The organism is Streptomyces rimosus (genome assembly GCF_008704655.1).
In the GTDB taxonomy this organism is placed as follows: Bacteria; Actinomycetota; Actinomycetes; order Streptomycetales; family Streptomycetaceae; genus Streptomyces; species Streptomyces rimosus.
In genome coordinates, this window is record NZ_CP023688.1 from 8,964,189 (window position 1) to 8,990,340 (window position 26,152).

Sequence of the window (26,152 nt, forward strand, 5' to 3'; positions counted from 1 at the left end):
CCAGTGGCTAGGCGTCCAGCGGTCGGGCCTCCGGGTCCGAACGCTCCTGGTCGCGGCCGCCCCGTACGGAGCGGATCGCCTCCACCAGTCCCGCGACCAGGCGCGCCCGTTCGGGCATGGCCTCGATCACCACGTACTCGTGGTCGGCGTGGGCGCCGCTGCCCACGGCTCCGAGGCCGTCGAGTGTCGGTACGCCCAGTGCGGCCGTGAAGTTGCCGTCGCTGCCGCCGCCGACCGCCACGCCTTCGACGCCGGGGAGCAACCGCTGTGCCAGAGCGAAGAGTTCGGCCGACGCGGACTCGGGCATCGGGGGGCGGCCGATGCCGCCCCGAACGGTGATCTCCGCCTGGTCCAGGTGGGGGGAGAGCGCCGCGAAGGCCGATTCGACGCGGTCCTTCTCGTCGGCCGTCTCGACCCGTACGTCCACGGTGATGGTCGCTTCCGCGGGGACGACGTTGTCCAGGGTTCCGGCGGACGCGACGGTCGGGGTGACCGTCGTACCGATGCCGGGGCGGCCGAGCGCCGCGATGTCCAGCACCTGGTGGGCCGCTTCGACCAGGGCGTTGACGCCCGCCGCGGGTTCGAGGCCCGCGTGCGAGGCCCGGCCCGTGACGGTGACGTGGAAGGTGCCGCAGCCCTTGCGGCCGGTCTTGAGGGCTCCGCCCTCACCGGCACCCTCCACCACGAGGACCGCGCCGCAGGCACGGGCCCGTTCCTCGATGAGGCTCCGGGAGGAGTGGGATCCGACCTCCTCGTCGGCGCTCACCAGGAATTCCACGCCCGACCGGTCGGCGAGCGACGCCACCGCGTGGACCGCCTGGACCAGGCCGCCCAGCATGTCGAAGACGCCGGGCCCGGTCGCCCGCCCGTTCTCGGCCCTGAACGGGCGGCGGGCCAGGGTGCCGAGCGGAAAGACCGTGTCGTGGTGCCCCAGGATCAGCACGTTCGGGTCACCGCCGCCCGACCAGTGGACGTGCGGGCCGGCTGCGCTCTCGATGAGGGTGGCCTGCCCGCCCAGGCGCTTTTCGAGTACGGCGGCGACCGTGCGCGCCGATGCGGCCAAGGCGTCGCGATCGCGCGACGGGGACTCGATCTCGACGAGGGTCCTCAGGTCCGCGAGCATCGCGTCGACATCGAAGGCGGTATCGGGGTCGCTATTGGGGTCGGAGTGGAGGTGCGGGGCCTTGTGGGACGTCATGGCGTGAGCGTACGAGGTCACCGGTTGGCGTCGACGTGCGTCATGCACAGGCTCATGACCTCCCGGTCGTACTTGTCGAACCTCCGGTAGTCGGCCTGTCCGGGCTCGCAGCCGGTGCCCGCGCCGACCTTGGCCACCTTGTACTTCGCCGCCGCGTTCCCGCAGTCGATGATCTTGAGCTCCGGTTCCTTGTCCGTACCGCCCGTCTGCTGGAGGCAGTCGCCGACCTTCGCGGCCGTGACGCTCTGCGGGTCGGCCTTGGGCCGCTTCCTGCTCTCGGCGTTGTACTCGTCCTGGTGCATCACCACCCACGCGCCGATCCCACCGAAGATCAGCAGAACGATGAGCGCCCGCACGATGCCGGGGATGCGCACTTGCCGCGGCGGTCGCCCGCCGGGGCCGCCGTTGGGCGCCTGGCCGTACGGGGCCTGCGGGGCCTGAGGGGTTTGCGGAGCCTGTGCATAGGGAGCCTGCGGATACGGGGCTTGAGGGTACGGGGCCTGCGGATAAGGCTGCTGGCCGTACGGCGCCTGGCCCTGCGGGGGCGGGCCCTGCGGCGGCTGCGCGGGGTGGCCGTACGGGGGGTAGCCACCGTTCTGCGCTGGGGGAGGCGTGGACATGAAGGGTTCCCTCGTTGGGTGGAGACGTGTGCGCCGGGCACGCGGGCCGGAAAGTGGATCACCGCAGACTAGCCCGCGGCCGTCCGCGCTTTGGCATGGCCCTGGCATATAGGGGGCGTGCCCGGTCCGTCATCCAATCCCGGAAAATGGTGCGTGCGCCCTTCAAATCGCACATATGATCCTCTCGCTCCGTTTTTCTGTTTGTGGGGGGACTCTGCCCTGTGGGCACATCGCTGCGCGCGCTGCGCGCACTGATCCTGCTGGCCGGTTTCTACGTGCTCGCCCTCGCCGTACTGGCCCTGCTCACCGGCGCCGCCCTCGCGGCCCGGGCCTGGGCGCCGCCCGTGGCCGCGCTCACGGTCACGGTCCTCTGCGCCCTGCTGGGCCTCCCGGTCCTGCGCGGCGTCTTCACGCTCGGCGCGGCCGGCGGCAGCCGCAAGCGCGGGAGTGGAAACGGCGTACCCGAGACCGAGGGACTGGCCGTCAGCGACGCCGAACAGCCCGAGCTGTGGCGCGCCGTCCGCTCGCTCGCCGAGCGCACCGGCACCCGCGCCCCCGACGCGATCCTCCTCACCGAAGAGGTCAACGCGGCCGTCCGCGAGGACGCCCGGCTGCTGGGCCTGCTGCCGGGACGGCGCCGCCTGTACCTCGGCGTGCCGCTGCTGATGGGCCTGACCGAACCGCAGCTGCACTCGGTGATCGCCCACGAGCTGGGTCACTACGGCAACGCGGACACCCGGCTCGCCGGCATCACCCTGCGCGGCCGGGACAGCGTGCTGCGTACGGTCGAGGGGTTTCAGGCGCCGCGGCGCAAGCTCAGGGACCGTGCGTGGGCGCGGCAGGGCCGGCCGGCCGGCCGGCGAGGCGGTGCGCGAGGGCCGGAGCATCGATCTGGGGGGTGGCGGGCGGACCGGCTTCGGCTACGGTTCCATGGCCCGGCCGTTCCAGGCGTACGCACGGTTCTATCTGCGCGCCACGAACAGCGTCGGACGTGGGCAGGAACTCGCCGCCGACCGCGTGGCCGCCCGCGTCGCGGGCCGTGACGCCACCTCGTCGGCGCTGCGCGAGATCGCGGTGCTGGACGTCGTACACGACTTCTACCTGAACGAGTACGTCGCGCTGGGCGCTCGCGCGGCCCTGCTCCCGCCGCCCGGCGAGGTCTGCGGCGGCGTACGGCACGTGCTCGCCGACCCGGAGCTGCGGTCCGACCTGGCAGAGTTGCGCGGCGAACCGGGACCGGGAAACGGGTCGCCGTACGACTCGCACCCGCCCGTGGCCGAGCGGATCCGGCTGATCGAAGCGCTGCCCGACGACGGCCGGGCGGCCGATCCGGCGCGGCCCGCGCTGGCGCTGCTGCGCGAACCCGGGCGCCTGCTGGTCGAGTTGGAGCGCGTCCTCCTCACACCGGAGGCGTTGGCCATGGAACGGGCCGACTGGCCGGAGCTGATCCACCGGGCGGCACACGCGCTGGCGGAGGCGGACGCGGAGGCGCTGCGTACGGCGTTGTCGGAGGCGGATGCGAAGATGGTGCGTACACTCCCGATGGACGCCCGGGAGCCCAGGGATTCCGCGGCCGGTGCCGCGCGGGACCTGGCGGCCCTGCTGGACGCCATCGACGCGGGGCGGCTGTGGCAGGTCGCGGACCACTTGCCCAAGTCGCCGGAGGCGGCGCGGGCGAGCGGCCGGGCGGCGCGGGAATTCCTGCGGCCGGTGCTCGAATGCGGGACGCGGTCGCTGGCCGAACTGGCCCTGGTGGAAGCGGCCGGGGCGCGCTGGACGCTCTCCTGGTCCACACCGCCACGGCTGCGGCTGCCGGAGGCGCGGGACCTGACGGAACCGCTGGCGGCGGCCGTACGGGCGGCCCTCGCGGACGACCCGGACACGGCGCCACTACGGGTCCTCCTCGCGAACTGAACTGCCACGGGCTCTTCGCCCACCGGCCCGGCGCGCCGACACCTGCACGTACCCGCACGGCCAACCCGTCGCACGCACACCCCGCAGTGCGCGAACCCCCTGAACTTCGACCCACAAACCCACCAACTCCCGAACGGACCACCCCACTTCATGCACGGAATGATCCCCCTGACCATCCTCGTGGTCTCGCTCGTCGTCTGGCTGGTGAAGCGCAGACGTACGTCCAAGCTCGCCGCGGCAGCCGGTGCTGATCTGGTGCCGAGGGACAAGCAGAACACGAACCGGTCCTTCCCGGACCCCGAGGCGGACGCCGTGGAAGCGGCCCTCGCCCGGGGCGAATGGCAGCCCGCCGCCCAGGCGATCGCCGCCGCGGGCACGGACTGGGAGCGTCGCTCCTACCTGGTGGACATCGTCGCCGACCACGCGGCCCGGGACGACGCATGGCTGCGGGCCTGGCAGGCCGCGCGCCCGGACGACCCGGACGCGGCGGTCGTACGGGCCGCGGCGCAGGTGGCGCTGGCCTGGGAGATACGGACCGGAGCCTGGGCCAAGCACGTGACCGGCGAGCAGGCCGCCGGGTTCCTGCGGGTGCTGGAGGAGGCGCGGGAGGACTTCGCGCGGGCGCGGAAACTGGCCCTGCCGGAGGACCCCACGCCGTACCTGAAGGAAATCCCGCTCTACAAGGGCCTGAACGCCCCGCACGAGGCGATGCTCGCGCTGTGGGACGAGGTCACCGCCCGCGCCCCGTACCACTACGAGGCCCACGCGGCGGCGCTCCAGTACTGGTGCGCGAAGTGGCACGGCTCCGCAGAGACCGCCCGTGACTTCGCGGGGCAGGCCGCGGCGTCGGCGCCGCCCGGCAGTCTGCTGACGGTCATCCGGCTGCTCGCCTGGTTCGAGCACCACCACGACGACGCGCCGTCCGAGGCGTTCGGCTGGCCGGAGGTCCGGGGCATGACCGATGCGGCGCTGGCGGATGTCGCGGCGGCGCGGCCGGACCACCCCAGGCTTGCGGAGGCCCGCCATCTGCTGGCGTACTTCCTGACCCGGCAGGAGCGGTACGAGGCGGCCCTGATCCAGTTCCGGGACGTGGACGGCTATGTGGACGCGCTGCCGTGGCGCTACTTCGAGGACCCGGCGAAGGCATTCTGCGGCGTCCGGGACGCGGCGCTGCGGGGCGCGGTGAGCGGCCAGGGGGCGTCCTGAGCACGGTGCGAACAGAACGACTGGTAATGTCAACCGTTTGTCTTGATAGACCTGATATCGAGGACTGTGTATGAGTGTGTCCCCTCCGTCCGACGGCCACCAGTCCGGTGAGCCGGCGGCCGAGGCCCGCGATCCGTGGAGCCCGCCGCCGCCCGGACCGGCCCCGGACCCGGCGTCCGCACCCTGGACCCCGTACCAGACGGATCCGCTGCTGGCCGCCCGGCCGCCGCGCAACGGCATGGGCATCACGGCCCTGGTCCTCGGCATCGTCAGCCTGGTGCTCGGGGTGCTCGTCTTCCTGTTCTGGATGACCTGGCTGCCGGGGCTGCTGGCCGTGATCTTCGGCATCATCGGGATGCGTCATGCCCGCAGGGGCCAGGCGACGAACGGGACGATGGCCATGGTCGGCATGATTCTGGGCGGCCTCGGCCTGGCCGTCTCGATCCTCTGCGGGATCTTCGCCGCCGTGCTGGTGAAGGAGGCCGCCCACGAGGTGCGCGCGGAGGCCAAGAAGACGGCGGCCTCCGAGAAGGCGGAGCGGGAGAAGGCCGCGCGGGAGGAAAAGGCCCGGCACCTGCCGTTCGGCGGGACGTACACCTTCCCGAACGGTCTGAAGGTGACCGTCGCCGAGCCGGAGCCGTTCGTCCCGGACCAGTACGCACACGGGCACGCCAAGGGCAACAAGGCGGTCCAGGTGACGATCACGGTCGTCAACACCGGTAAGAAGCGGGTCGACGCGGGGCAGGCCGGCCTGCCCCGCGTCAACGACGCCGACGGCGCATCGGCGGAGCTGGTGATCGACGGAAGCGGGCGGCAGAAGGTCATCGACGGATACCTCCTGCCGGGCAGGCAGGTCGTCGGGAAGTACGCCTTCTCGCTGCCGCCCGACGCCGCCGACAAGGCGGAGGTCGAGTTCGGCACCGACCTCAGTGAGGCGGACTACTCCTACTGGAGCGGCCCCCTCCACCTGGGAAGCTGACCCGGCCCCGGCCCGTACCGCACTGACCGGCACGGGCCGCGGCATGGCCGGTTCCGCCGTTGTCCCTGATGCCGGCGTGCAGTTGGCTTGCGCTGTTGCGTCCGGTGTCCGTGGGGCTGGGGAGGAAACGTGCAGCGATGGACCACTGTCCTGGCAGTGCTGGCGGCGGCCTGTGTCACGACGCTGCCCGCCGCGTCCGCCCTCGGCGCGGACACCGGTACGGCCGGGGGGAGCGCGCGGCGGGTCAGCGTCAGCGCCACCGGAGCCCAGGCCGACGGTGACTCCTCCGGCGCCGTGCTCAGCGCGAACGGACGCGTCGTCGTCTTCACCAGCCAGGCCCGCAACCTCGTACCGGGTACGCCCGAGGGGACCGGCATCCAGCTGTACGCCAAGGACCTGCGGACCGGGCGGGTGGACCTCGTCAGCGCGAACCCGGACGGCTCGCCGGGGTACGAACCCGGTTATGTGCACGCGGTGAGTGCCGACGGCCGGTACGTCGCCTTCGACTCGCCGTCCAGCACCCTCGACCCGCGCGATTCCGGCGACGGCATGGACGTCTTCCTCCGCGACCGCCGCACGGGCACCACCGAGCTGATCACCCGGCACGACGGCGACCCGGGCGCCGGGCGCAGCTTCCTGCCCTCGATCAGCGCCGACGGGCGCTACCTCGCCTTCACTTCGCTGCGCGCCGACCTCGTGCCGGGGGACACCAACGACCGGGCGGACGTCTTCGTCCGCGACCGGCAGCGGGGGACCACGCGGCGCGTCAGCGTCGCCAGTGACGGTACGCAGGCCGACGCGGCCTCCGACAACGCCGTCATCAGCGCCGACGGGCGGCAGGTGGCCTTCACGACCGAGGCGAAGAACCTGTTCCCCTGGCCCCAGGGTGCGCCGGGCATCGCCAGGCCGCAGCCGCCGTACGTGTCGTTCGGCGTGCACGACCTGCGGACCGGCGGGACCAGGGCGGGCGCGTACAACCAGAACGGCATCCCGGCCCGCGTCCAGTACGGCCTGCACTTCTCGCCGGACGGCCGGTACCTCCTCTTCGACACCAGCGACGCGCTGCTGCCGGGCGACGAGTCCGGGTGGTGGGGCTTCTACTCCCGCGACCTGCGCACGGGCGCGTACGCACGACTGGCCGCACGGCCGGACGGCGGCCGCCCGACAGGCAGTGTGACCGGCGCCGGCCTCAGCGCCGACAACCGGACCGCCTTCTTCACCACCAACGCCCCCGACCTGGTACCGGACGACACCAACGGCACCTGGGACGTGTTCGCCCGCGACCTGCGCAGCGGCGAGGTCACCCGGCTCGGCTCGACCCCGGACGGCGGACCGCCCGCCGAGGGCTCCTACGGGGTGTCGCCCGACCGCCGCGGCCGGCTGGTGGCCTTCACCAGCGCCAGCGCCGACCTGGTGCCGGGCGACACCAACGGGGCGACGGACATCTTCGTACGGCGACTGCGCTGACGACCGCCCCGCATCCGGGCACGGCGGACCACGGCGGCCGCGGAAAACCCGTACCGCCCGGATCGGCCCGCCTGCTACGGTCGCCGGCATGAAGCGCGCCGCGATGACGACGACGCCGGACACGGTCCCGGCGCGCTGACACCTGATCCAGCAGAAGCCCCGGGGCGAGTGCCCCGGGGCTTCGCCGTCCGGTCACTCGCCCGCCGCACGCGAGGAGACCACCATGTACGACCACCGCAGACTCGGCCGCGAACTCGGCCTGTTCGGCAGCGATCCGCTGATCGGCTCCGGACTGCCGTACTGGCTGCCCGACGGCGCGACCGTACGGCACACCCTGGAGGAGTACGTCCGCGACGCCGAACGCCGGGCGGGCTACCAGCACGTGTACTCGCCGGTGCTCGGCAAACGCGAGCTGTACGAGCTGTCCGGCCACTGGTCGCACTACAACGAGGACATGTTCCCCCCGATGGACCTCGGCGGTGAGCAGGTCGTGCTGCGCCCCAGCCTGTGCCCGCACCACGCGGTGATCTACCGCTCCCGGGCGCACAGCTACCGCGAACTGCCCCTGCGGATGGCCGAACTGGGTGGCATGTACCGGGCCGAGCTGTCCGGGGTGCTCGGCGGGCTGAGCCGCGTACGGGCGATCCAGCTCAACGACGCGCACATCTTCTGCACCCTGGACCAGGCGGCCGACGAGGCGCAGGCCGCCCTCGGCATGATCCGGCGGGCGTACGAGGCGCTCGGCATCCGGCCGTCCCGCTACCGGCTCTCGCTGCCGGGCCCGGGCGGCAAATACGTCGCCGCACCCGAAATGTGGGAGCGGTCCACCACCCTGCTCGCCGAGGTCCTCGACCGCTCCGGACTGCCCTACGAGGAGGGCGAGGGCGAGGCGGCGTTCTACGGGCCGAAGATCGACGTCCAGGTCGCCGACAGCGCCGGGCGGGAGTCCACCCTGTCCACCGTCCAGATCGACTTCCACCAGCCCGAGCGGTTCGACCTGCACTACATCGGACCCGACGGCGCCCGGCACCGCCCGGTCATGGTCCACCGCAGCGTCATCGGCAGCGTGGAGCGCGCCGTCGCCCACCTCATCGAGGAGCACGGCGGCGCCTTCCCCGCCTGGTTCGCCCCCACCCAGCTGGTGATCCTGCCGATCTCCGACAGCGAGGTGGCCGCTGCCGAGGCCGTCGCCGAGCGCTGCGCCCGCCTCGGGCTGCGCGCCCGGCTCGCCGGGCCGGAACGCGGCAGCCTGGGCGCCCGCATCCGGGAGGACCGCCGCGTGCCGTACCAAGCCGTCATCGGCGCCAAGGAGGCTGCCGACGGCCACGTGGCCCTGCGCCTGCGCGACGGGCGCCGGCTCGACCCGCGACCCGCCGACGCCGCGCTGCGCCGGATCGGAGCCCTGGTGGGCGCGCACCGCACCGAACTGTGGGAGTGCGGCGAAGTGGGCATCTGGTAGGGCGAGTTCCGGGCAGGCCGGTGAGGGAGCTGCCTCCCGGCCTGCCCGGGGCAGGTCTTCGCCCCTACTTCAGGTGCCGCCCGAAGAACCGGTCCCCGTCCTCCGCCTCGAACCACGGGGTGCCGGTGTGCCCGCCCATATTGGCGTGCAGCGTCTTCTCCTTGGTGCCGAAGGCGTCGAACAGGTCCAGGGCCCGCTGCCTCGGGTTCCCTTCGTCGTCCCACTGCAACAGGAACAGCAGCGGAATGGTGACCTGCCGGGCCTCCTCGCGCTGGGCCCGGGGCACGTATCCCCCGGCGAAGAAACCGGCGGCCGCGATGCGCGGTTCGGACACCGCCAGCCGGATGCCGACGGCGGTCATCCCCGAGTACCCGACCGGGCCGCCGATCCCGGGCAGCGCAAGGAGGGCGTCCAGGGTGGCCCGCCATTCCGGAACCGCCTTTTCGACCAGCGGGCCGACGAAGGACTCGAAGATCTCGTCCACCGGCTCGCCTGCCGCCAAGGCCCGGCGGAGGTCCGCGCGGGCCTGCTCGTCGGCGGCGGAACGGGGCCGGTCACCGTGGCCGGGGTGGTCGATGGCGGCCACCGCGTAACCGCGCGCCGCGGAGTGCCGGGCCCTGGCCACCAGCCGGGGCTCGCGCCGGTGCAGGCCGCCGTTGTGGCCGATCAGGATCAGCGGGGCCGGTGCGGATCCGGGCGTCCACAGGGTGCCGGGGATCTCGCCGAGGGTGAATTCACGGGCGAGGACGCCGCCGTCGAGAGGCTCTTCGGAAGTGAACCGCAGGGAAGTGACGTGCATGGTCGTGCCTTTCGGGAGTGCGCTGGAACGGCGCTCCCGGACGACCTATCGCCCGACCGTGACCCCGGAGGGGAGCACCCATGTCGATACTGCGTTCACGGGTACCACCTCCTCGTTCTTTCGCACGGCCGCCGGAAGGCTAGCAGGGGCGCCGTGGTCGGCCCAACGGGTTTTCGTGGGGCTCGGGCCGGTTGCGCTCCAGGTGCTGCCGGGTGCGGCAGGTCGGGTCGGCCGTACCGTACCGGCGGAGACCGACGCGTGCGCAGTGACGGGAGTGAAGTGTGTGAACATGCCACGGCCCTTGCGCCAGGTGCGCGGCGTGTAGTCGGCTACCGCTCATGGTGAAAAGGAGAATGGCCGCACTGCTCGCCGTCCTGGTCACGGGTTCTCTTGTCACGGGCACGCCGGAGTTGCGCGCGGAGGCCGCCGAACCCGGCGGCGGCGCCGCGCCGCCCGCCGGCCCCGCCGCTGCGCTCGGGGTCGATCTCGACACCGTGACGATCCCGGAGCTGCAGGACCGCATGGCTGACGGTTCCCTGACGTCCTCGGCGCTGACCCGCGCCTATCTGCACCGCATCAAGACCGTCGACCCGAAGATCAACTCGGTGCTGCGGACCGATCCGACAGCCCTGCGCCAGGCCGCCGCCAGCGACGCCCGGCACCGGCGCGGCGACACGCTGGGGCCGCTGGACGGCATCCCCGTCCTGGTCAAGGACAACGTCAACACCCGCGGCCTGCTCTCGACGGCCGGCTCGCTCGCGCTCGCCGGCAACCCGCCGACCGAGGACGCCACGCTGGTGACCCGGCTGCGCGAGGCCGGCGCGGTGATCCTCGGCAAGACCAATCTCTCGGAGTGGGCCAACTTCCGTTCCACGAAGCCGACATCGGGGTGGTCGGCGGTGGGCGGGCAGACCCGCAACCCGTACGTACTGGACCGCAACCCGTGCGGGTCCTCCTCCGGTTCGGCCGCGGCCCTCGCCGCGTCGCTGTCGCAGGTGGCGATCGGCACCGAGACGGACGGCTCGATCGTGTGCCCGGCCGGGATGAACGGGGTGGCCGGTCTCAAGCCCAGCCTCGGGGTGGTCAGCGGGAACGGCGTGGTGCCGATCTCCGCCGAGCAGGACACCGCGGGGCCGATGGCCCGCAACGTGACCGATGTGGCGCTCACCCTCGCGGCGCTGAGCGGCGACGGCACACGCCACGCGACCGCCCCGGCGGGCGTGGACGAGGCCGCGCGGGCCGGTGGCCTGCGCGGCAAGCGGATCGGGCTGTGGCGGCTGCCGGAGCTGGGGCCCGGGGTGGACGCGGTGATGACCCGTACGGCGACGAAGCTGCGGGCGGCGGGTGCCCAGGTCGTCGAGGTGACCCCGCCGTACCAGAAGCGCCTCGCCGAGCTGGAGTTCCCGGCCCTGCTGAGCGAGTTCCACCGGGACATCGACGCCTACCTCGCCACCCGGAAGGGGCCCCGCGACCTCGCCGGGCTCATCGAGTTCACCCGGAGCCACCCGGCCGAGCAGACCTGCTTCCCCGGCCAGGAGCTGTTCGAGCAGGCGCTCGCCGCGCCGCCCACCACCGATCCCAAGTACCGGGCGATGCGCGCCGAGCTGAAGGACCTCTCCCGGCGGTCCATCGACGAGACCCTGGCCGCCCACCGGCTGGACGCCATCGCCGCGCCGACGAACCCGCCCGCCTGGACGACCGACTGCGCACGGGGCGACAACGACGTGATCCCGTCCTCCACGCCCGCGGCCGTGGCCGGCTACCCGTCACTGTCGGTGCCGGCCGGTTCCGTGGGCGAGCTGCCCGTCGGCGTGCTCCTGACGGCCGGGAACCACCAGGACGCCGCGCTGCTGTCCCTGGGGGCCGCGGTGGAACACCGGCTGGATGCTTGGAAGGCGCCGCGTTACCTGCCGACGGTCGGGGGTGGTGGGGGCCGGTGACTTCGCGGTGAAGTCCGTAGGGGTTGCCCCGCCGCTGCGCAGCGGCGGGGCAACCCCGCCTCGCGGTCAGCCTCCCCCGGAGGCAGCCTGCGCCAGGGCTCCGATGGAGAGGGCCATCAGGCGGACCGGCTGACGTCGTCGAAGTCGGTCGAGGCCGACAGCTCGGACCAGGCCAGCATCTCGCGGTCGAAGGCGTCGCGTCCGGCCCGGACGAGCCGGAGCGCGTCGGTGCCGAGCAGCAGGCGCGTCGGCGGCCGGTCGGCCGCCACCATGCGCAGCACCGCGGCCGCGGCCTTGTCCGGGTCGCCCGGCTGGGTTCCGGCGGCGCGGATGCGCCAGTCGCGCAGCGGCTCGAACAGCTCGTCGTAGTCGGCGATCACCCGGGGTGTGCGGATCATCGAGCGGCCGGACCAGTCGGTCCGGAAACTGCCCGGCTCGACGGCGGTGACATGGATGCCGAAATCGGCGACCTCCTTGCCGAGCGTTTCGAGGATGCCCTCCACCGCGAACTTGCTGCCGTGGTAGAAGCCGAGCCCCGGCATGGTGATCAACCCGCCCATTGAGGTGACGGCGATGATGTGACCGGAACGGCGCTCCCGCATGTGCGGCAGCACGGCCTTGATCACCGCCACGGTTCCGAAGACGTTCACCTCGAACTGCCGGCGGAGGTCGTCCATCGACGACTCCTCGAAGAGGCCCTCGTGGCCGTACCCGGCGTTGGCGACGAGTACGTCGACCGGGCCCAGGTCGCGCTCGGTCCCGTCCACGACCCTGTGCACCGCGTCATGGTCGGTCACGTCCAGGATGCGGGCGTGCGTGTCGCCGGCGAGCGCCTCGAAGGCCCGTGCGTCGGCGGGCGTGCGCACCGTGCCCACCACCCGGTGGCCCGCGGCCGCCGCCGTGTGCGCGAGAGCGTGGCCCAGGCCGGTGCTGACGCCGGTGATCAGGAATGTCTTGGTGTCCGACACAGGAGTTCCCTTCGTGCGATGCGAACAGAGGCCGACCGGGACGGCTGGGCCCCGGCCGGTCTCGACGCGTTCCACTTCAGCACCGGAATCGGCTGCCGACCGGCTTCCGAGGGGTCCGCTCCGTCCTGGGGACAGCCGGACCGGGGGACTGGCGGTCCCCCTTTCGCGGGCCGTCGGCGCGCATTCGGGCCCTATCGTGAACGGCATGGACCGCAACACAGCTCTCGGTGAGTTCCTGCGCTCCCGGCGGGCACGGATCACCCCGCGCCAGGCGGGCCTGTCCGACGACGGCGGCCATCGGCGCGTGCCGGGACTGCGCCGCGAAGAGATCGCGCAACTGGCGGGCGTGAGCGTCGACTACTACGTACGCCTGGAACGCGGACGCCGGCTGAACGTCTCCGAGACCGTGCTGGACGCCATCTCCCGCGCGCTGCGCCTCGACCCCGTCGAACGCACCCACCTGTTCCAGCTCGCCAAGCCCGCCGCGGGCAGGCCCCGCCGCACGGCGACGCGTCCCCAGCAGGTCCGTCCGGGGCTGCGCGACCTGCTCCGCATCCTTGAGCACACCCCCGCCCTGGTGCTGGGGCGGCGACTGGACGTCCTCGCGTCCAACCGGATGGCACGTGCGCTGCTCACCGACTTCGACGCGCTGCCGCCCCGCGAGCGGAACCTGGTGCGGTTCATGTTCTGCGACGAGACCGCCCGCTCGCTGTACACCCACTGGGAGACCCACGCCCAGGACATCGTCGCCTCGCTCCGGCTCTACGCCGGACGCCACCCCCACGATCCGCTGCTGGCCGAACTCGTCGGCGAACTCTCCATCACGGACGAGGACTTCCGCCGCTGGTGGGCCGACCAGAACGTGTACCGGCACACGCACGGCAGCAAACACTTCCACCACCCGGTCGCCGGCCCGCTCACCCTCACCTACGAGTCCCTCACCCTGCCCGCCGATCCGGACCAGCGGCTGAGTGTCTACACCGCCGAGGCAGGCTCCAGCTCCGAAGAGGCACTTCGGCTCCTGGCCGCATGGACACGGCAGCCCGAGCCCTCGCACGGACAGCACGCAGATCATTGGACGCCTGCCAACACCCGCCCCACGCGCCGACCGTCTCCGTCCCACAGCGTTCCGCTTCCGCCCCCGCAGCGGCCCCCGTTCTGACCTAACTGACCTTACTGACCTCCGCTGACCCTTCATTAACACCCGGCCCTCGACTGTCATGGAACGCGGCAACCGACCGCCGTGCACGAGACGAGCTGGGGGATCTGATGGACCGGAGCTATGTCGTGCCCTGGGGCAAGCGGGGCAGCATCTTGGCCGAGGCCGAGGTGGCCGTACTGACGGAACTCATCCACGAGGACACGCCGCTGTCGATGGGCGGCCGGCGGGAACGCTTCGAGCGCTCCTTCGCCGGGACGGTCGGCAGCAAGCACGCGATCTCCGTCACCAGCGGAACGGTCGCCCTGGAACTGGCGATCCGCATGCTCGACCTGGAGCCCGGCGACGAGGTGATCGCCACCCCGCAGACCTACCAGGCGACCGTGCAGCCGCTGCTCGACTACGACGTACGGGTCCGGTTCTGCGACATCGACCCGGACACCCTCAACATCGACGCGTCCGCCGTCGAGGCACTGATCACCCCGCGTACCAAGGCCCTGCTGCTGGTCCACTACGGCGGCTGCCCGGCCGAGATGGACGCCATCATGGCGCTGGCCCGGCGGCACGGCTTCCTCGTCCTGGAGGACTGCGCGCACGCGCTGGGGGCCCGCTACCGGGGCCGGGCGCCCGGGTCCCTCGCCGACATCGCCACGTTCAGCTTCCAGAACGCCAAGAACATCACCACCCTCGGCGAGGGCGGCATGGTCACCTGCGACCGGGACGACTGGGCCGTACGGCTGGACCGGCTGCGCTCCAACGACATCGACGCCGAGATCGTCCGGTCCGACCTGAGCGACACGGTCGAGCCGATCGTCCTGCCGTGGATGAAGTACGCCACGCCCGTCTACAGCGACTCGGTACGGCGGCTGCGCCGGGCCGGGACGAACGCGACGATGTCGGAGGCCGCCGCGGCCGTCGGACAGGTCCAGCTCGGCCGGCTGGCGGCCACCGGCGCCACCCGCCGCGCGATCGCCGCCCGGCTGGACGAGGTGATCTCCCGCTACCCGTTCGTACGGCCCCAGTCCGCGCCCGCCCACAGCGAGCACGCGTACCACCTCTACACCTGCTTCGCCGACCGCCAGGAACTGCGCGACCAGCTCGTGCTGGGTCTCGACCGCAGGGGAGTCGAGATCCAGCTGCGCTACTTCCCGCAGCACCTGCTGCCCGAGTGGCGCCACCGCGGCCACCTGCGCGGCGAGTGCCCGGTCGCCGAACGCCTGTGGTTCGACCAGCACCTCAACCTGCCGTGCCACCCCCGGCTCACGCCCTCCCAGGTGGACTACCTCGTCGACGCGCTGGACGAGTCGCTGGCCGAGCTGAACGGCGGCGCCGCGGCCCCGCTGGCGTCGGCCGCGGCGGACCTCGGCCGGTAGCGGCGGGGAGCGCGAGGGGGAAGAGGGACGACCGATGCCCTGGGAAGAGGCACTGCCGGCCGGGCCGCTGCCCGGGCCGGTGGGCGACGACGTGCGCACCCACCTGCCGGCGCCGCCCCCGGCCCCGCGCGAGCCGGTGACCGTACGCATCAGCGCGCTGGACCTGTCGGGCTCGCCCCGGCTCGCGGGCTGCGACATGGCGCACGTACGGGCGCTCGCCGAGGCGGACCCGGCCGGGCTGCCGCCGATCTTCGTGCACCGCGCCACCATGCGGGTGCTCGACGGCGCCCACCGGGTCCAGGCGGCGATCCTGCGCGGCGGGTCCGAGATCAGCGCGGAACTCTTCCGCGGTACGGAGCGGGAGGGGTTCGTGCACGCTGTACGGACCAACGCCGCGCACGGGCTGCCGCTGACCACGGCGGACCGCAAGGCCGCGGCCCGGCGCATCCTGCGGGACTTCCCGTACTGCTCGGACCGGTCGCTGGCCGAGGTCGCCGGGCTGTCCGCGAAGACCATCGCCGCGCTGCGCCGGCGTTCGAGCGCGGACGCTCCGCAGTTGAACACCGCGCGGCTCGGGCGGGACGGCCGGGTGCGCCCGGCCAGTACGGCCGAGGGACGGCTGCGCGCCGGGCGGATCCTCCGCGAGAACCCCACGGCCTCCTTGCGGGAGGTCGCACAGCGGGCCGGGATCTCCCTGGGCACCGCGCAGGACGTCAGCCGGCGCCTGCGCAACGGCCGGGACCTGCTGCCCGTACAGCAGAGCGAGGCCGCCGCTGCCGTCCGGCGGATCGAGGTGCACGGCCGCACCGCCGACGGCGCGGCGGAACCCGGCACCGTCCACCGGCGCGGCACCCCGCGCGAAGTGGCCCTGGAGCGCCTGCCGTTCCTGCGGCAGGACGTCGCGCTGCGGTCCACGAACACCGGCCGGGCCCTGCTGCGGCTGCTGATCGCCCAGGAAGCCGTGCTCGCCGACGGCGACCGGCTGGCCGCGGAGGTCCCGCCGCACTGCCTCCCGGCCCTGGCGGAGACGGCCCGCGCCTGCGGGCGGCTGTGGGCGGAGTTCGCCGAAAGCCTGGCACACCGCGAACAGGCGGAATGACGGGGCGGTACGGCGCGGAACCGGGGCGCCGGCCCGGCGGACGGCACCTGTCGGGCCGCCCGCCCCAAGGAAATCGAAGGCAGCGAAGGAGTCGGTTGTGTCCATGAACGATGTCCTGCGGGCCCTGTCGGACATAGGGCTGGACGCGGCCCTGCTCGACGAGGCGGGCCCGGACGTCAGGCTGCGTGCCGAACTGGGGCTGGACTCCGTCGAGACGACGGACCTCCAGCTCGAACTGAAGAAGCGGTTCGGCGTGGAGATCGACCTGTGGGACCAGGAGGACTACACGCTCGGCCGGCTGGCCGAGCGCATCGCCCCCGCGGGGAGCCCGTCATGACCGTGACCGGCCCCACGGCCTCCGCCGCCCGCGCCCCGCTCGACCCGATGGTCCCCGCCATCGACCCCGAACGCGCCACCCGCTACCGGGCCGCGGGCGTGTGGACGGACGAACTGGTCGGCGCCCGGATCGCGGAACGATTCCGCACCGACCCGGACCGCTGCGCCGTGGTCGACGGCGAGCGCAGGACGACGTACGGGCAACTCGGCCACGCCGTACGGGCCGCGGCCGGACGGCTGCGCGGGCTCGGCATCGGCCCCGGCGACCGGGTGGGCGTCCAACTGTCCAACAGCACCGAGTACGTCGTGCTGGTGCTCGCCCTGCTGGAGATCGGCGCCCCGCCGGTCCTCATCCTCCCGGCGTTCCGCGCCCACGAACTCGACCACATCGTCTCCGTCACCCGCCCGGTGGCCCTGGCCGTCGAACGCGGCACCCGCAGATCCGACGCGCTCGCCACCGCCCGCGACCTCTCCGCCCGCCACCCGGACCTGCGCCACCTGCTGGTCCGCGGCGCGGGCGACGCCGACGGCACCCTGGTGGACCTCACGGAGCTGTGCCGCCCGGAGCCCGGCGCGAGCGGCCCGGTGCCGCCCCCGGCCGAAGCACCGGGCGCCGCGCCCCACGACGCCGCCGTCTTCCTGCTCTCCAGCGGCACCACCGGCCTGCCCAAGGCCATCGCCCGCACCCACGAGGGCTACGGCTACATGATCCGCACGGCGACCGTGCTCGCCGGAGTCACCGAGCGCACCGTCAACCTCGTCGTGATGCCCGCCGAACACGGCTTCGTCATGAACTGCCCCGGCCTGCTCGGCACCCTGTCGGCAGGCGGCACGGCCGTCCTGACCACGCCCGCCAGCGCCCGGCACGCCCTGGAGCTGATCGAGCGCGAGCGGGTCACCCACAGCACCCTGGTGCCGACGCTGGCCCTCCAGTGGATCGCCGCGGCCCGCGAGCGGACGTACGACCTGTCGAGCCTGGAGGTGATCCAGGTGGGCGGCGCGCGGCCGTCCGCCGACCTGGCCGCCGGGCTGCGCGAGGTGCTGGGCGCCACGGTCCAGCAGTGCTACGGCATGAGCGAGGGCCTGCTGTGCTACACCCGCCTGGACGACCCGGTGGCGACGGCCGACGGCACGCAGGGCGCCCCCGCCTCGCCCCTGGACGAGCTGCGGGTCGTGGACGCGGACGGCGCCGAGGTGGCGGCCGGGGAGATGGGGGAACTGCTGACCCGCGGCCCGTACACCGTCGCCGGCTACTACCGCAACGCCGACGCCACGGCCTCCTCCTTCACCGCGGACGGCTTCTACCGCACCGGCGACCTGGTCCGCCTCGACGCGCGGGGCAACGTCCTGGTCGAGGGCCGGGTGCGGGACGTCATCAACCGCGGCGGCGAGAAGATCTCCGCCGAGGAGCTGGAACAGATCGCCCGGCAGCACCCGGGCATCGCCGACGTGGCCGGTGTCGCCATGCCGCACCCGCTGTACGGCGAGGCGGTCTGCCTCTACGCGGTGCCCGCCGCCGGTGCAGCGGAAGCGGGGGAGGAGCTGGACCTGCGTGCGGTACGGCGGTTCCTGGAGGACCGGGGGCTGGCCCGCTACAAGTTCCCCGAACGGCTGGAGACCGTGTCCGCGCTGCCGCTGACCGGCATCGGGAAGATCGACAAGGCCGCGCTGCGCAAGGACATCGCCGCCCGGACCGCCGCCGGGACATGACCCGGACCGCCCGCCGTCCGTACCCCACCCCACCACCGCAAGGAGCACGCACGCGATGAGCGACACGGCCCGCTCCGCCTGGGTCAAACGCCTCCCCGGCGCCGAGCCCGCCGCCCACCACCTGGTCTGCTTCCCGCACGCGGGCGGCGGCGCCTCCTTCTTCCGCCCGTGGCGGGACACGCTGCCGCCCGCCACGGAGCTGCTGGTGATCCAGTACCCCGGCCGCGAGGACCGGCTCCAGGAGCCCTTCGCCGAGACCGTGGAGGAGGTCGTGGAGGGCGTCTCCGCCCAGCTGACGGCCGAACTCGACGGCGCCCCGGTCACCTTCTTCGGGCACAGCATGGGCGCCCTGATCGCCTACGAAGTGGCTCGCCACTGGGAGCGGCTGGGCCTGCCGGGGCCGGAGCGGCTGGTCGTCTCCGGCCAGTACGCGCCCGGCGAGCTGCCGCCCCAGGACGTCCACGAACGGGACGACGACGGGGTCCTGGAGGTGGTGGAACGGCTCGGGGGCGCCGCCTCCGACGTCCGCCGCAGCCCCGAACTCAAGGAGTTCGTCGCCGCGCTGACGCGCGCGGACTACCGGATGCTGGACGGCTACGAGCCCTACGACGGCGAGCCCGTCACCGCCGCGCTGACCGCCCTGTGCGGGCGTGACGACCCGGCGGTCTCCCCGGAGGACGTCGCCCGCTGGCGCGACTTCACCACCGGCCCCTTCGAGCTGTTGCGCTTCCCCGGCGGTCACTTCTACCTCCGGGACGGCCGGCAGGCCGTGATCTCCGCGCTCGCCGGAGCGCTTCCGCATGCCACCGGGCAGTACACCTAAGGAGCAGTGTCCATGAGCGGCATCGAGACCTATGACCTGATCGTCGTCGGCGGCGGGCCGATCGGCCTGTCCACCGCCTGGCACGCGGCCCGGCGCGGCGGGCACCGGGTCCTCGTACTGGACCAGTACGGCTTCCTGAACGAGCGCTCCGGATCGAGCGGCGCCGAACGCCACTGGCGGGTGCAGTACACCCAGAAGGACATCTTCGCGCTGACCCTTCAGACCCGCCCGATGTGGGCGGAGCTGGAGCGGCTGACCGGCCGCAAACTCATCCACGAGCTGGGCAGCCTGTGGTTCGGCGACGTCGAGGTGGAGACCAACGAAGGGCACATCGCGGACACCGCGCGGGCCATGGACGAGATGTCCGTGGCGTACGAATGGCTGACCGCCCGGGACATCGAGAAGCGCTACGGCTTCACCGGACTCCCCGGCCACTTCGAGGGGTTCCTCCAGCGCAACGGCGGCGCCATCGACGTACGGGGCACCCTCGCCGCGCTGTTCCAGCTCTCCCAGGAGCACGGCGCGGTGCTGCGCGGCAACGAGGCCGTACTGGAGGCCACGCCGGACCGCGACGGGGTGACGGTCCGCACCGACCGGGCCGCCTACCGGGCCGCGAAGGTCGTCCTCGCCAACGGCTCGCAGGCCAACGACCTCATCACCCCCTGGGGCGGCGGCGCGCTGGACCTGCACGCGTACGAGATGGCGCTGGTCACCCTGCGGCAGCGGGACGCCTCCGTGCAGCGGCCGTTCTGGTTCGCCTTCCAGAAGCCCACCGAGGAGGACACCAACCTCTTCTACGGCTTCCCACCCAACCCCTGGTCCACCTCCGACGAGGTGCGCCTCGGCCCGGACTTCGAGGTCAACGCCCTGGAGCACGCGAGCCGGGCCACCGGTGTGCCCGACCCGCGGCACGTCGAGCGGGTCACCGACTGGGTCCGCGCGCACATGCCGTGGGTCGACCCGGAGCCCACCGGCACCTCCACCTGCCTGGCCGTGCTGCCCGGCGACCCGTCGCGGCAGTTCTACCTGGGCACGGCCGCGGGCCTCGTCGACGGCGGCGAGAACGTGGTCGTCTCCGTCGCCGGCTGGGCGTTCAAACTCGTCCCGCTGTTCGGCCGGGTCTGCGCCGAACTCGCCCTGGACGGCGGTACGTCGTACGACATCGCCCGGCACGCGCTGAGCCCGGCGCCCGCGCGGCCCGCGCCCGGAACCGCCCGATGACGCCCGCTTCCCGGGACATCGCGGTCATCGGGATGGCGGGGCGCTTCCCCGGCGCCCCGGACCTCGACGCGTTCTGGGCGAACCTGCGGGACGGCGTGGAGTCGATCACCGCGCTGAGCGAGGACGACCTGCTCGCCGAGGGCATCGGACGGGAGCTGTTCGAGCGGGACGACTACGTCCGCGTCGCCTCGCTCCTGGGGGGCCACGACCTCTTCGACGCCCGGTTCTTCGGCTTCAGCGCGCGCGAGGCCGCCCTGCTCGACCCGCAGCAGCGGCTCTTCCTGGAGTGCTCCTGGCACGCCCTGGAGGACGCCGCCCTGGACCCGGCGTCGGTCCGCCGCGGCGGCATCTTCGCCGGGGCCAACATGCCCGCGTACTGGATGTCGAACCTCCTGGGCGGCCGGCGCATCGTGCTCGACGCGGACGTGTTCGAGCAGCAGATCCACAACGACAAGGACTACCTCGCCACCCGCACCGCGCACCGCCTCGGCTTCACCGGGCCCGCGGTCAGCGTGCAGACCGCCTGCTCGACCTCACTGGTCGCCGTGCACGAGGGCATCAAGGCGCTGCTCGTGGACGAGTGCGACGTGGTGCTCGCCGGCGGGGTCTGCGTCCGGGTGCCGCAGCGCGCGGGCTACCTCGCCGAGCGCGGCATGGTGCACTCCCCGGACGGCCACTGCCGCCCCTTCGACGCGCGCGGCGCCGGCACCGTCTTCGGCAACGGCGTGGGCGTCGTCGTCCTCAAGCGGCTGGCCGACGCGCTGGCCGACGGCGACCGCGTGCTGGCCGTCGTCAAGGGGTCCGCCGTCAACAACGACGGTACGGACAAGGTCGGCTTCACCGCGCCCGGGGTCGCCGGACAGGAGCGGGTGGTCCGCGAGGCGCTGCGGGTCGCGGGCGTGCCCGCGCGCAGCGTCACGGCCGTCGAGGCGCACGGCACGGCCACCCCGATCGGCGACCCGATCGAGATCAAGGCGCTCACCCGGGCGTTCCGGGACACCACCGACGCGAGCGGCTTCTGCTCCGTCGGGTCGGTCAAGGGCAACATCGGGCACCTGGAGTCGGCGGCGGGCATCGCCGGATTCATCAAGGCGGTCCTCCAGCTGCGCCACCGGCAGCTCGCGCCCACGGTGCATTTCACCGAGCCCAATCCGCGCATCGACTTCGCGGCGACGCCGTTCCGGGTCGACGCGGCGCTGCGCACCTGGGATGCGGCGGAGTTCCCGCGCCGTATCGGGGTCAGCGCTTTCGGCATCGGCGGGACCAACGCACACGTGATCCTGGAGGAGCCACCGCGCACCACGGCCGCCGACGGAGCCAAGACCGACGGGCCGCAGCTGCTCGTACTGTCGGCGAAGAGCCCCGAGGCCCTGGACACCGCGACGCGACGGCTGACCGCCCGGCTCGCGGAGCCCGGCGCCCCGGACCTCGCGGACGCGGCGTACACCCTGCAGACCGGCCGGTCACCGATGCGCCACCGCCGCACCCTCCTCCGTACGGGGAGCGGGCCGTACGCGGAACACACGGGGGAGAGCGGCACCGGACGGCTCAAGACGGTGTTCCTGTTCCCCGGCCAGGGAGCCCAGTACCCGGGCATGGGCAGCGAGTTGCACGCGGCGGAGCCGGTCTTCGCCGAACACCTCGACCACTGCGCCGAGGTGCTGCGCGGCGAACTGGGCTTTGACGTGGGGGAATTGCTGTTGAACCGCGATGCTCCGGCAGAGCGGCTGACGGCGACCGAGGTGGCGCAGCCCGCGCTGTTCACCGTCGAGTACGCGCTCGCCCGGCTGCTGGCCTCCTGGGGCATCACGCCGGACGGCATGGCCGGCCACAGCCTCGGGGAGTACGTCGCCGCCTGCCTCGCGGGCGTGTTCACCGTCGAGGAGGCGCTGCGGCTGGTGGCGCTGCGCGGCCGGCTGATGGCCGCACGCCCGGCCGGGGCGATGCTGTCGGTCCAGGCCCCGGAGGAGCGGATACGCGAACTGCTCGTGGACGGCGTGGACATCGCGGCCGTCAACGCGCCCGAACTGTGCGTGGCTTCGGGCCCCGAACCCCTCGTCGCCGAACTGGCCGAGCGCCTCGCTGCCGAGGGCGTCTCCGCCCGGCCGCTGCACACCTCGCACGCCTTCCATTCCCCGATGATGGAACCGGCCGTCGCGCCGTTCACCGACGCCGTACGGGCCGCGCGCCCGGCGGCGCCACGGCTGCCGTTCGCCTCCGGCGTCACGGGCGCGGCCATCACCGCGGAGCAGGCCACCGACCCCGCCTACTGGGGCGAACACATCCGCCGCCCCGTACGGTTCGCCGACGCGCTGCGCGCCGCCCTGCCCACCGGCCGTTGCGCCCTGGTCGAGGTCGGACCGGGCACCACCCTCTCCTCGCTGGCCAGAGCGGCGCTCGGCGCGCGGAAGGGGCTGACTGTCGTCCGTACGATGCCGCGGCCCACGGAGGCGGAGAGCGAGCGGGCCACCCTGCTCTCCGGCGTCGGTGACCTGTGGCTCGCGGGAGCGGAGGTGGACTGGCGCGCGCTGCACCGGGTTCCGCGGCGGCGGGTCGCGCTGCCGGGGTATCCGTTCGCCCGCGAGCGGTACTGGATCGAGCCGCGCGGCGGTCAGCAGACGGCGGGCACTTCGGAGGAGCGGCACCCCGAGCGGCCGCAGACGCGGACGGCCCGGCCCGGCGGGCTGCGGACGGCGTACGCTGCCCCGGACAGCGAGACGGAGAAGCAAGTCGTCGCGCTGTGGGAGGAGTTCCTGGAGTACGAACCCGTCGGCGTGCAGGACGACTTCTTCGAACTCGGCGGGCACTCGCTGCTCGCGACCCGCATCGCCAACCGTCTGACCGAGGTGCTGCGGACGCAGGTGTCCGTACGCGATGTGCTCACGCACGCCACGCCGGCCCGGCTGGCGGCCGTGCTGGACGGGCGGGGGAACTGAGGAACCCCGGCCGGGCCCCGGCGGGCGGCGGCGATGTCGGTGCCGCCGCCCGCCGGGGCTTTCTCAGGCCGCGCGCTTGGCGCGGTGGCGGCGCACCGCGTCGCGGTTGGCGCAGGCGTGCGAGCAGTACCGCTGGCGCCCGGCGCGGGTGAAGTCCGCGTAGGCGTTGGGGCATTCGGCCAGTGCGCAGCGGCCCAGCCGGTGCATGCCCAGGCCGGTCAGGTGCAGCGCGGTGCCGACGCTGGCCACCGCCCGCAGGATGCCCGCGGCCCCGAGGTCGTCCTCGCGGTAGTGGATGTGCCAGCCGCCGTCGGCGTGGTCGGTCAGCCGGGGGTGGGTGGACGCCTCGGCGAGCAGCGTGTTGAGCAGGGCGGCGCGCCGCTCGTCCGTGGGGGCGTCGACGACCTCCGCCCAGCGGGCGAGGTAGTCCAGCACCTCGGCGAGGTCGTCGTCCGTGGCGGGCCGGTCGAGGACCATGCCCGCCGCCTCGCAGCGTTCGGCCAGCTCGGAGGCGCTGGTGGGCGGGGAGTTGGTGAGGTCGGTCACGAAGCGGACGGGGTCCTCCCCGTAAGGGTTCAGCTGCATAAGACCATTACAGCAGAGTGATCCCATGGATTCACCACTGGCCGACGGGCGCCCCGTTGCCGTCGGAGAAGCACCCCCGGCACCCGCGCCCGCACAGACCCCCGCAACTCCCCGCCCCACCCCCGGCAAATGGCTCCCCCTGGTCGCCACATGCCTGGGCACCTTCATGCTCCTCGTCTACGCGACGATCGTGACGGTGGCGCTGCCGCAGATGGCGCGAGACCTGCACGCGGGCTTCGGATCGCTCCAGTGGATCGTCGACGTCTACACCCTCGCCCTCGCCGGCCTGCTGCTCGGCATGGGCTCCCTCGGCGACAACCTGGGGCGCAAGCGCCTGTACGTCCTCGGCCTGGCCGTCTTCACCGCCGCCACCCTCGCCTGCGGCCTCGCCCCGGACGTCGGGGTGCTGATCGCCGCCCGCGCGGTCCAGGGCGTCGCGGGCGCCGCGATGTTCGCCACGCTGCTGCCGCTGATCGGCCTGACCTACACCGGCCGCGACCGGGCCAAGGCGTTCGCCGTCTGGGGCGCGGTCGCGGGCGCCGCGGCCGGCATCGGCAACGTCGCGGGCGGCATGCTCACCCAGTTCCTGTCCTGGCAGTGGATCTTCTACGGTGCCGTGCCGGTCTGCGCCGCCACCATCGCCCTGTCCCTGAAGGTGCTGGTCAACGACGCCAGCCGGCCGACCCGCATCGACTGGGCGGGCATCGTGACGTTCACCCTGGCAGCGATCGGCATCACCTTCGGCTTCATCCGCGGCGGCGAGGCGGGCTGGACGGACACCACCACCCTGCTCGGCTTCGCCGTCGGCGCCGTCCTGCTCGTCGTCTTCGTCCTGGTCGAGCGGGCCGTCACCCACCCGATGCTCCCGCTGGAACTGTTCCGCAAGCCCGCCTTCGACGGCATGCTCCTCGCCGCCTGCGGCTACTACCTGGCCGCGTTCGGCTTCCTGCCGGTGCTCTCCCTCTGGCTCCAGAACGGCGTGGGGCTCAGCTCCTTCGCCACCTCCCTGGTCATCACCGTCCAGCCGGCGGCCTTCTTCGCCACCTCCGCCCTGGTCGGCAGCGCCCTGCACCGCATCCCCGCCCGCTGGACCCTCGGCGGCGGCTCCGTGGTGGTCGGCGTGGGCAACCTCGTGCTGCTGATGGTGGGGCCCGGCTCGTCCTGGCCGGCGCTGCTCCCCGGACTGGTGATCACCGGCGTCGGCGCGGGGCTTGTCTCGCCGGTCCTGCCTGCCGTCGCCATGTCCGCCGCGCCCGCCGCGCACAGCGGTGTCGCCGCCGCGGCCGCCAACAGCGCCCGCCAGCTCGGCCTCGCCCTGGGCATCGCGCTGCTGGGCACCTTCTTCCACCAGTACGTGCCGGACAGCGGCCCGGCCCCGGGCACGGCGTACGCCGACGGGCTGGACGCGGTATTCCTCCTCGCGGGCGTCATCACCCTGGCCGCCGGACTCGCCGCGATGTGGCTCCTCGGAATCCGGGGGCGTACATCCAAGGAGGTTGTGGGCACGGTGTGAACCACTGACCACATTTCCGCTTCGCGTATTCTCGCCCGACATCCAACGGTTGACAGGGGAAAGGGACCGGCACAGCATTTGCGACGGGTTCGCCGGTCCCTTTCCCGGGCGGTGGCGAGAATGTGCCTTCCCGGCGTCCGGAACGCTGTTCGTGCCGACCGACGGAGCTCCCGTACTCGCCGGACCGCCGGTGCCGGACGGTTCTAGTGAATTCGGAGGCGCGGCACCATTAGATTCTTGATGCCTCGGACGCCGCTGAATACCGGCCGCCCCGGCGAAATAGCTGCCCGACCGACCCGTGAAACGAGGGAGATATGACCCCCACCCCCAGTCCGCTGCCGGTGCCCGGCATTCCCGCGATGTGCCCGCAGTGTCTGACCGCCCTCGACGGCCCGCTGCCGGACGTCGGGCAGACCAAGAGCGGCACGGGGTGCGTCGTACGGACCGGGCTCGCCGAGCACGCGGACATCACCTTTCACGCCGCCACCACGGTGGGGCCCACGGTCGGGGACCGGAACACCCACGTGGACCGCCTCACCGACGCCCACGGGACCACCGTGGGCACCATCACCGGCGGCGGCTGGAAGGTGTTCGAACACCCCCGGGACGGCCATGTGCTGTCCTACTACCGCGAGGAGATCGAGTTCCCGGACGGCACGGTCGTCACGTCCGGCTGGATGGACTCCACCGCCGTGTGGTCCGGCCAGTGGCAGAGCCTGCACGCGGTCGGCACCGGCGGCGCCTACCACGGCCTGGTCGGCGTGCGGCAGATCCGGCAGGAGGAACCCCGCCGGCTGTTCCGCGCCAACATCGTCCTGTGCGCCACCGGCGGCAGGTGAGAGGGGCC

22 protein-coding genes are annotated in these 26,152 nt (G+C 73.1%); 17 read left to right on the forward strand and 5 right to left on the reverse strand.

All coding sequences use genetic code 11. The features are described from left to right. Window positions 1-7: 7 nt before the first annotated feature. Together CP984_RS39295 and CP984_RS39300 are read right to left on the reverse strand one after the other, a co-directional pair. A complete protein-coding gene (locus CP984_RS39295; protein WP_050504654.1) occupies window positions 8-1,123 on the reverse strand; it encodes a M20 family metallopeptidase in 1,116 nt (371 codons plus the stop codon). A gap of 92 nt (window positions 1,124-1,215) precedes the next feature. Then, window positions 1,216-1,818, reverse strand: a complete 603-nt coding sequence (locus tag CP984_RS39300; protein ID WP_129820871.1) for an LppU/SCO3897 family protein — start codon at window positions 1,816-1,818, stop codon at window positions 1,216-1,218. Between the two features lie 221 nt (window positions 1,819-2,039). On the opposite strand from CP984_RS39300, the gene CP984_RS42440 reads away from it, so the two are divergent. The 6 genes from CP984_RS42440 (at window position 2,040) to thrS (ending at window position 8,843) form a co-directional block, all read left to right on the forward strand. After that, window positions 2,040-2,861 (forward strand): M48 family metallopeptidase, encoded by an 822-nt coding sequence (locus tag CP984_RS42440; RefSeq protein ID WP_050504651.1) that lies wholly within the window; start codon window positions 2,040-2,042, stop codon window positions 2,859-2,861. Next, entirely contained in the window at window positions 2,749-3,732 is a 984-nt protein-coding gene (locus CP984_RS42445; protein ID WP_226048752.1) for a M48 family metalloprotease, read from the forward strand. The genes CP984_RS42440 and CP984_RS42445 overlap by 113 nt, the downstream gene beginning before the upstream one ends. A 159-nt stretch (window positions 3,733-3,891) precedes the next feature. Further along, complete coding sequence (locus CP984_RS39310) at window positions 3,892-4,938, forward strand: DUF4034 domain-containing protein (RefSeq protein ID WP_003980456.1); 1,047 nt, start codon at window positions 3,892-3,894, stop codon at window positions 4,936-4,938. 70 nt (window positions 4,939-5,008) lie between these two features. Further along, window positions 5,009-5,917 carry a DUF4190 domain-containing protein gene (locus tag CP984_RS39315; RefSeq protein WP_030178400.1) on the forward strand — a complete coding sequence of 303 codons (909 nt, stop codon included), beginning with the start codon at window positions 5,009-5,011 and terminating at the stop codon, window positions 5,915-5,917. Between the two features lie 129 nt (window positions 5,918-6,046). Next, complete coding sequence (locus CP984_RS39320) at window positions 6,047-7,384, forward strand: TolB family protein (protein ID WP_129820870.1); 1,338 nt, start codon at window positions 6,047-6,049, stop codon at window positions 7,382-7,384. A 145-nt stretch (window positions 7,385-7,529) separates the two neighbouring features. Beyond that, complete coding sequence (gene thrS / locus CP984_RS39325; protein ID WP_226048863.1) at window positions 7,530-8,843, forward strand: threonine--tRNA ligase; 1,314 nt, start codon at window positions 7,530-7,532, stop codon at window positions 8,841-8,843. A 64-nt stretch (window positions 8,844-8,907) separates the two neighbouring features. Here thrS and CP984_RS39330 read toward each other — a convergent pair whose 3' ends face one another. Further along, the gene (locus CP984_RS39330) at window positions 8,908-9,627 is read right to left on the reverse strand and encodes a dienelactone hydrolase family protein (protein WP_176564617.1); all 720 of its coding nucleotides are present in this window, start codon (window positions 9,625-9,627) and stop codon (window positions 8,908-8,910) included. Between the two features lie 353 nt (window positions 9,628-9,980). Between CP984_RS39330 and CP984_RS39340 the strand changes: the two genes are divergently transcribed. Then, window positions 9,981-11,582: an amidase family protein gene (locus CP984_RS39340; protein WP_030178403.1), complete on the forward strand. Its 1,602-nt coding sequence runs from the start codon at window positions 9,981-9,983 to the stop codon at window positions 11,580-11,582. A gap of 116 nt (window positions 11,583-11,698) precedes the next feature. Here CP984_RS39340 and CP984_RS39345 read toward each other — a convergent pair whose 3' ends face one another. Further along, the gene (locus CP984_RS39345) at window positions 11,699-12,550 is read right to left on the reverse strand and encodes an oxidoreductase (RefSeq protein ID WP_003980462.1); all 852 of its coding nucleotides are present in this window, start codon (window positions 12,548-12,550) and stop codon (window positions 11,699-11,701) included. A 205-nt stretch (window positions 12,551-12,755) separates the two neighbouring features. Between CP984_RS39345 and CP984_RS39350 the strand changes: the two genes are divergently transcribed. The 8 genes from CP984_RS39350 to CP984_RS39385 all read left to right on the forward strand — a co-directional run bounded on the left by CP984_RS39350 (window position 12,756) and on the right by CP984_RS39385 (window position 23,207). Beyond that, window positions 12,756-13,712, forward strand: coding sequence for a helix-turn-helix transcriptional regulator (locus tag CP984_RS39350; protein WP_003980463.1), 957 nt, complete (start codon window positions 12,756-12,758; stop codon window positions 13,710-13,712). Window positions 13,713-13,819: 107 nt separating this feature from the next. Next, window positions 13,820-15,082, forward strand: a complete 1,263-nt coding sequence (locus CP984_RS39355) for a DegT/DnrJ/EryC1/StrS family aminotransferase (protein WP_003980464.1) — start codon at window positions 13,820-13,822, stop codon at window positions 15,080-15,082. Between the two features lie 34 nt (window positions 15,083-15,116). Further along, on the forward strand, window positions 15,117-16,181 hold the full coding sequence (locus CP984_RS39360; protein ID WP_003980465.1) for a hypothetical protein: 1,065 nt from the start codon (window positions 15,117-15,119) through the stop codon (window positions 16,179-16,181). Window positions 16,182-16,284: 103 nt separating this feature from the next. Beyond that, the gene (locus tag CP984_RS39365; RefSeq protein WP_003980466.1) at window positions 16,285-16,518 is read left to right on the forward strand and encodes an acyl carrier protein; all 234 of its coding nucleotides are present in this window, start codon (window positions 16,285-16,287) and stop codon (window positions 16,516-16,518) included. Beyond that, window positions 16,515-18,227: a (2,3-dihydroxybenzoyl)adenylate synthase gene (locus CP984_RS39370; protein WP_003980467.1), complete on the forward strand. Its 1,713-nt coding sequence runs from the start codon at window positions 16,515-16,517 to the stop codon at window positions 18,225-18,227. The genes CP984_RS39365 and CP984_RS39370 overlap by 4 nt, the downstream gene beginning before the upstream one ends. A gap of 55 nt (window positions 18,228-18,282) precedes the next feature. Next, window positions 18,283-19,050 carry a thioesterase II family protein gene (locus tag CP984_RS39375; RefSeq protein WP_003980468.1) on the forward strand — a complete coding sequence of 256 codons (768 nt, stop codon included), beginning with the start codon at window positions 18,283-18,285 and terminating at the stop codon, window positions 19,048-19,050. A 12-nt stretch (window positions 19,051-19,062) separates the two neighbouring features. Beyond that, entirely contained in the window at window positions 19,063-20,271 is a 1,209-nt protein-coding gene (locus CP984_RS39380) for an NAD(P)/FAD-dependent oxidoreductase (protein ID WP_003980469.1), read from the forward strand. Further along, on the forward strand, window positions 20,268-23,207 hold the full coding sequence (locus tag CP984_RS39385; RefSeq protein ID WP_003980470.1) for a type I polyketide synthase: 2,940 nt from the start codon (window positions 20,268-20,270) through the stop codon (window positions 23,205-23,207). The genes CP984_RS39380 and CP984_RS39385 overlap by 4 nt, the downstream gene beginning before the upstream one ends. Before the next feature lie 63 nt (window positions 23,208-23,270). Here the strand turns inward: CP984_RS39385 and CP984_RS39390 are convergent, their stop codons facing one another. Next, on the reverse strand, window positions 23,271-23,792 hold the full coding sequence (locus CP984_RS39390; protein WP_003980471.1) for a CGNR zinc finger domain-containing protein: 522 nt from the start codon (window positions 23,790-23,792) through the stop codon (window positions 23,271-23,273). Window positions 23,793-23,817: 25 nt separating this feature from the next. On the opposite strand from CP984_RS39390, the gene CP984_RS39395 reads away from it, so the two are divergent. After that, the gene (locus tag CP984_RS39395; RefSeq protein ID WP_100246496.1) at window positions 23,818-25,305 is read left to right on the forward strand and encodes an MFS transporter; all 1,488 of its coding nucleotides are present in this window, start codon (window positions 23,818-23,820) and stop codon (window positions 25,303-25,305) included. A gap of 314 nt (window positions 25,306-25,619) precedes the next feature. Beyond that, window positions 25,620-26,144, forward strand: coding sequence for an allene oxide cyclase barrel-like domain-containing protein (locus CP984_RS39400; protein WP_003980473.1), 525 nt, complete (start codon window positions 25,620-25,622; stop codon window positions 26,142-26,144). Window positions 26,145-26,152 lie beyond the last annotated feature (8 nt).

Bases quoted from the DNA above. Each gene is read 5' to 3' on its own strand.
- CP984_RS39295 (WP_050504654.1), bottom strand. From the start codon at position 1,123: ATGCTCGCGGACCTGAGGACCCTCGTCGAGATCGAGTCCCCGTCGCGC.
- CP984_RS39380 (WP_003980469.1), top strand. From the start codon at position 19,063: ATGAGCGGCATCGAGACCTATGACCTGATCGTCGTCGGCGGCGGGCCG.
- CP984_RS39350 (WP_003980463.1), top strand. From the start codon at position 12,756: ATGGACCGCAACACAGCTCTCGGTGAGTTCCTGCGCTCCCGGCGGGCA.
- CP984_RS39395 (WP_100246496.1), top strand. From the start codon at position 23,818: ATGGATTCACCACTGGCCGACGGGCGCCCCGTTGCCGTCGGAGAAGCA.
- CP984_RS39340 (WP_030178403.1), top strand. From the start codon at position 9,981: ATGGTGAAAAGGAGAATGGCCGCACTGCTCGCCGTCCTGGTCACGGGT.
- CP984_RS42445 (WP_226048752.1), top strand. From the start codon at position 2,749: ATGGCCCGGCCGTTCCAGGCGTACGCACGGTTCTATCTGCGCGCCACG.
- CP984_RS39315 (WP_030178400.1), top strand. From the start codon at position 5,009: ATGAGTGTGTCCCCTCCGTCCGACGGCCACCAGTCCGGTGAGCCGGCG.
- CP984_RS39365 (WP_003980466.1), top strand. From the start codon at position 16,285: ATGAACGATGTCCTGCGGGCCCTGTCGGACATAGGGCTGGACGCGGCC.
- CP984_RS39355 (WP_003980464.1), top strand. From the start codon at position 13,820: ATGGACCGGAGCTATGTCGTGCCCTGGGGCAAGCGGGGCAGCATCTTG.
- CP984_RS39375 (WP_003980468.1), top strand. From the start codon at position 18,283: ATGAGCGACACGGCCCGCTCCGCCTGGGTCAAACGCCTCCCCGGCGCC.
- CP984_RS39300 (WP_129820871.1), bottom strand. From the start codon at position 1,818: ATGTCCACGCCTCCCCCAGCGCAGAACGGTGGCTACCCCCCGTACGGC.
- CP984_RS39385 (WP_003980470.1), top strand. From the start codon at position 20,268: ATGACGCCCGCTTCCCGGGACATCGCGGTCATCGGGATGGCGGGGCGC.
- CP984_RS39360 (WP_003980465.1), top strand. From the start codon at position 15,117: ATGCCCTGGGAAGAGGCACTGCCGGCCGGGCCGCTGCCCGGGCCGGTG.
- CP984_RS39400 (WP_003980473.1), top strand. From the start codon at position 25,620: ATGACCCCCACCCCCAGTCCGCTGCCGGTGCCCGGCATTCCCGCGATG.
- CP984_RS39310 (WP_003980456.1), top strand. From the start codon at position 3,892: ATGATCCCCCTGACCATCCTCGTGGTCTCGCTCGTCGTCTGGCTGGTG.
- CP984_RS39370 (WP_003980467.1), top strand. From the start codon at position 16,515: ATGACCGTGACCGGCCCCACGGCCTCCGCCGCCCGCGCCCCGCTCGAC.
- CP984_RS39390 (WP_003980471.1), bottom strand. From the start codon at position 23,792: ATGCAGCTGAACCCTTACGGGGAGGACCCCGTCCGCTTCGTGACCGAC.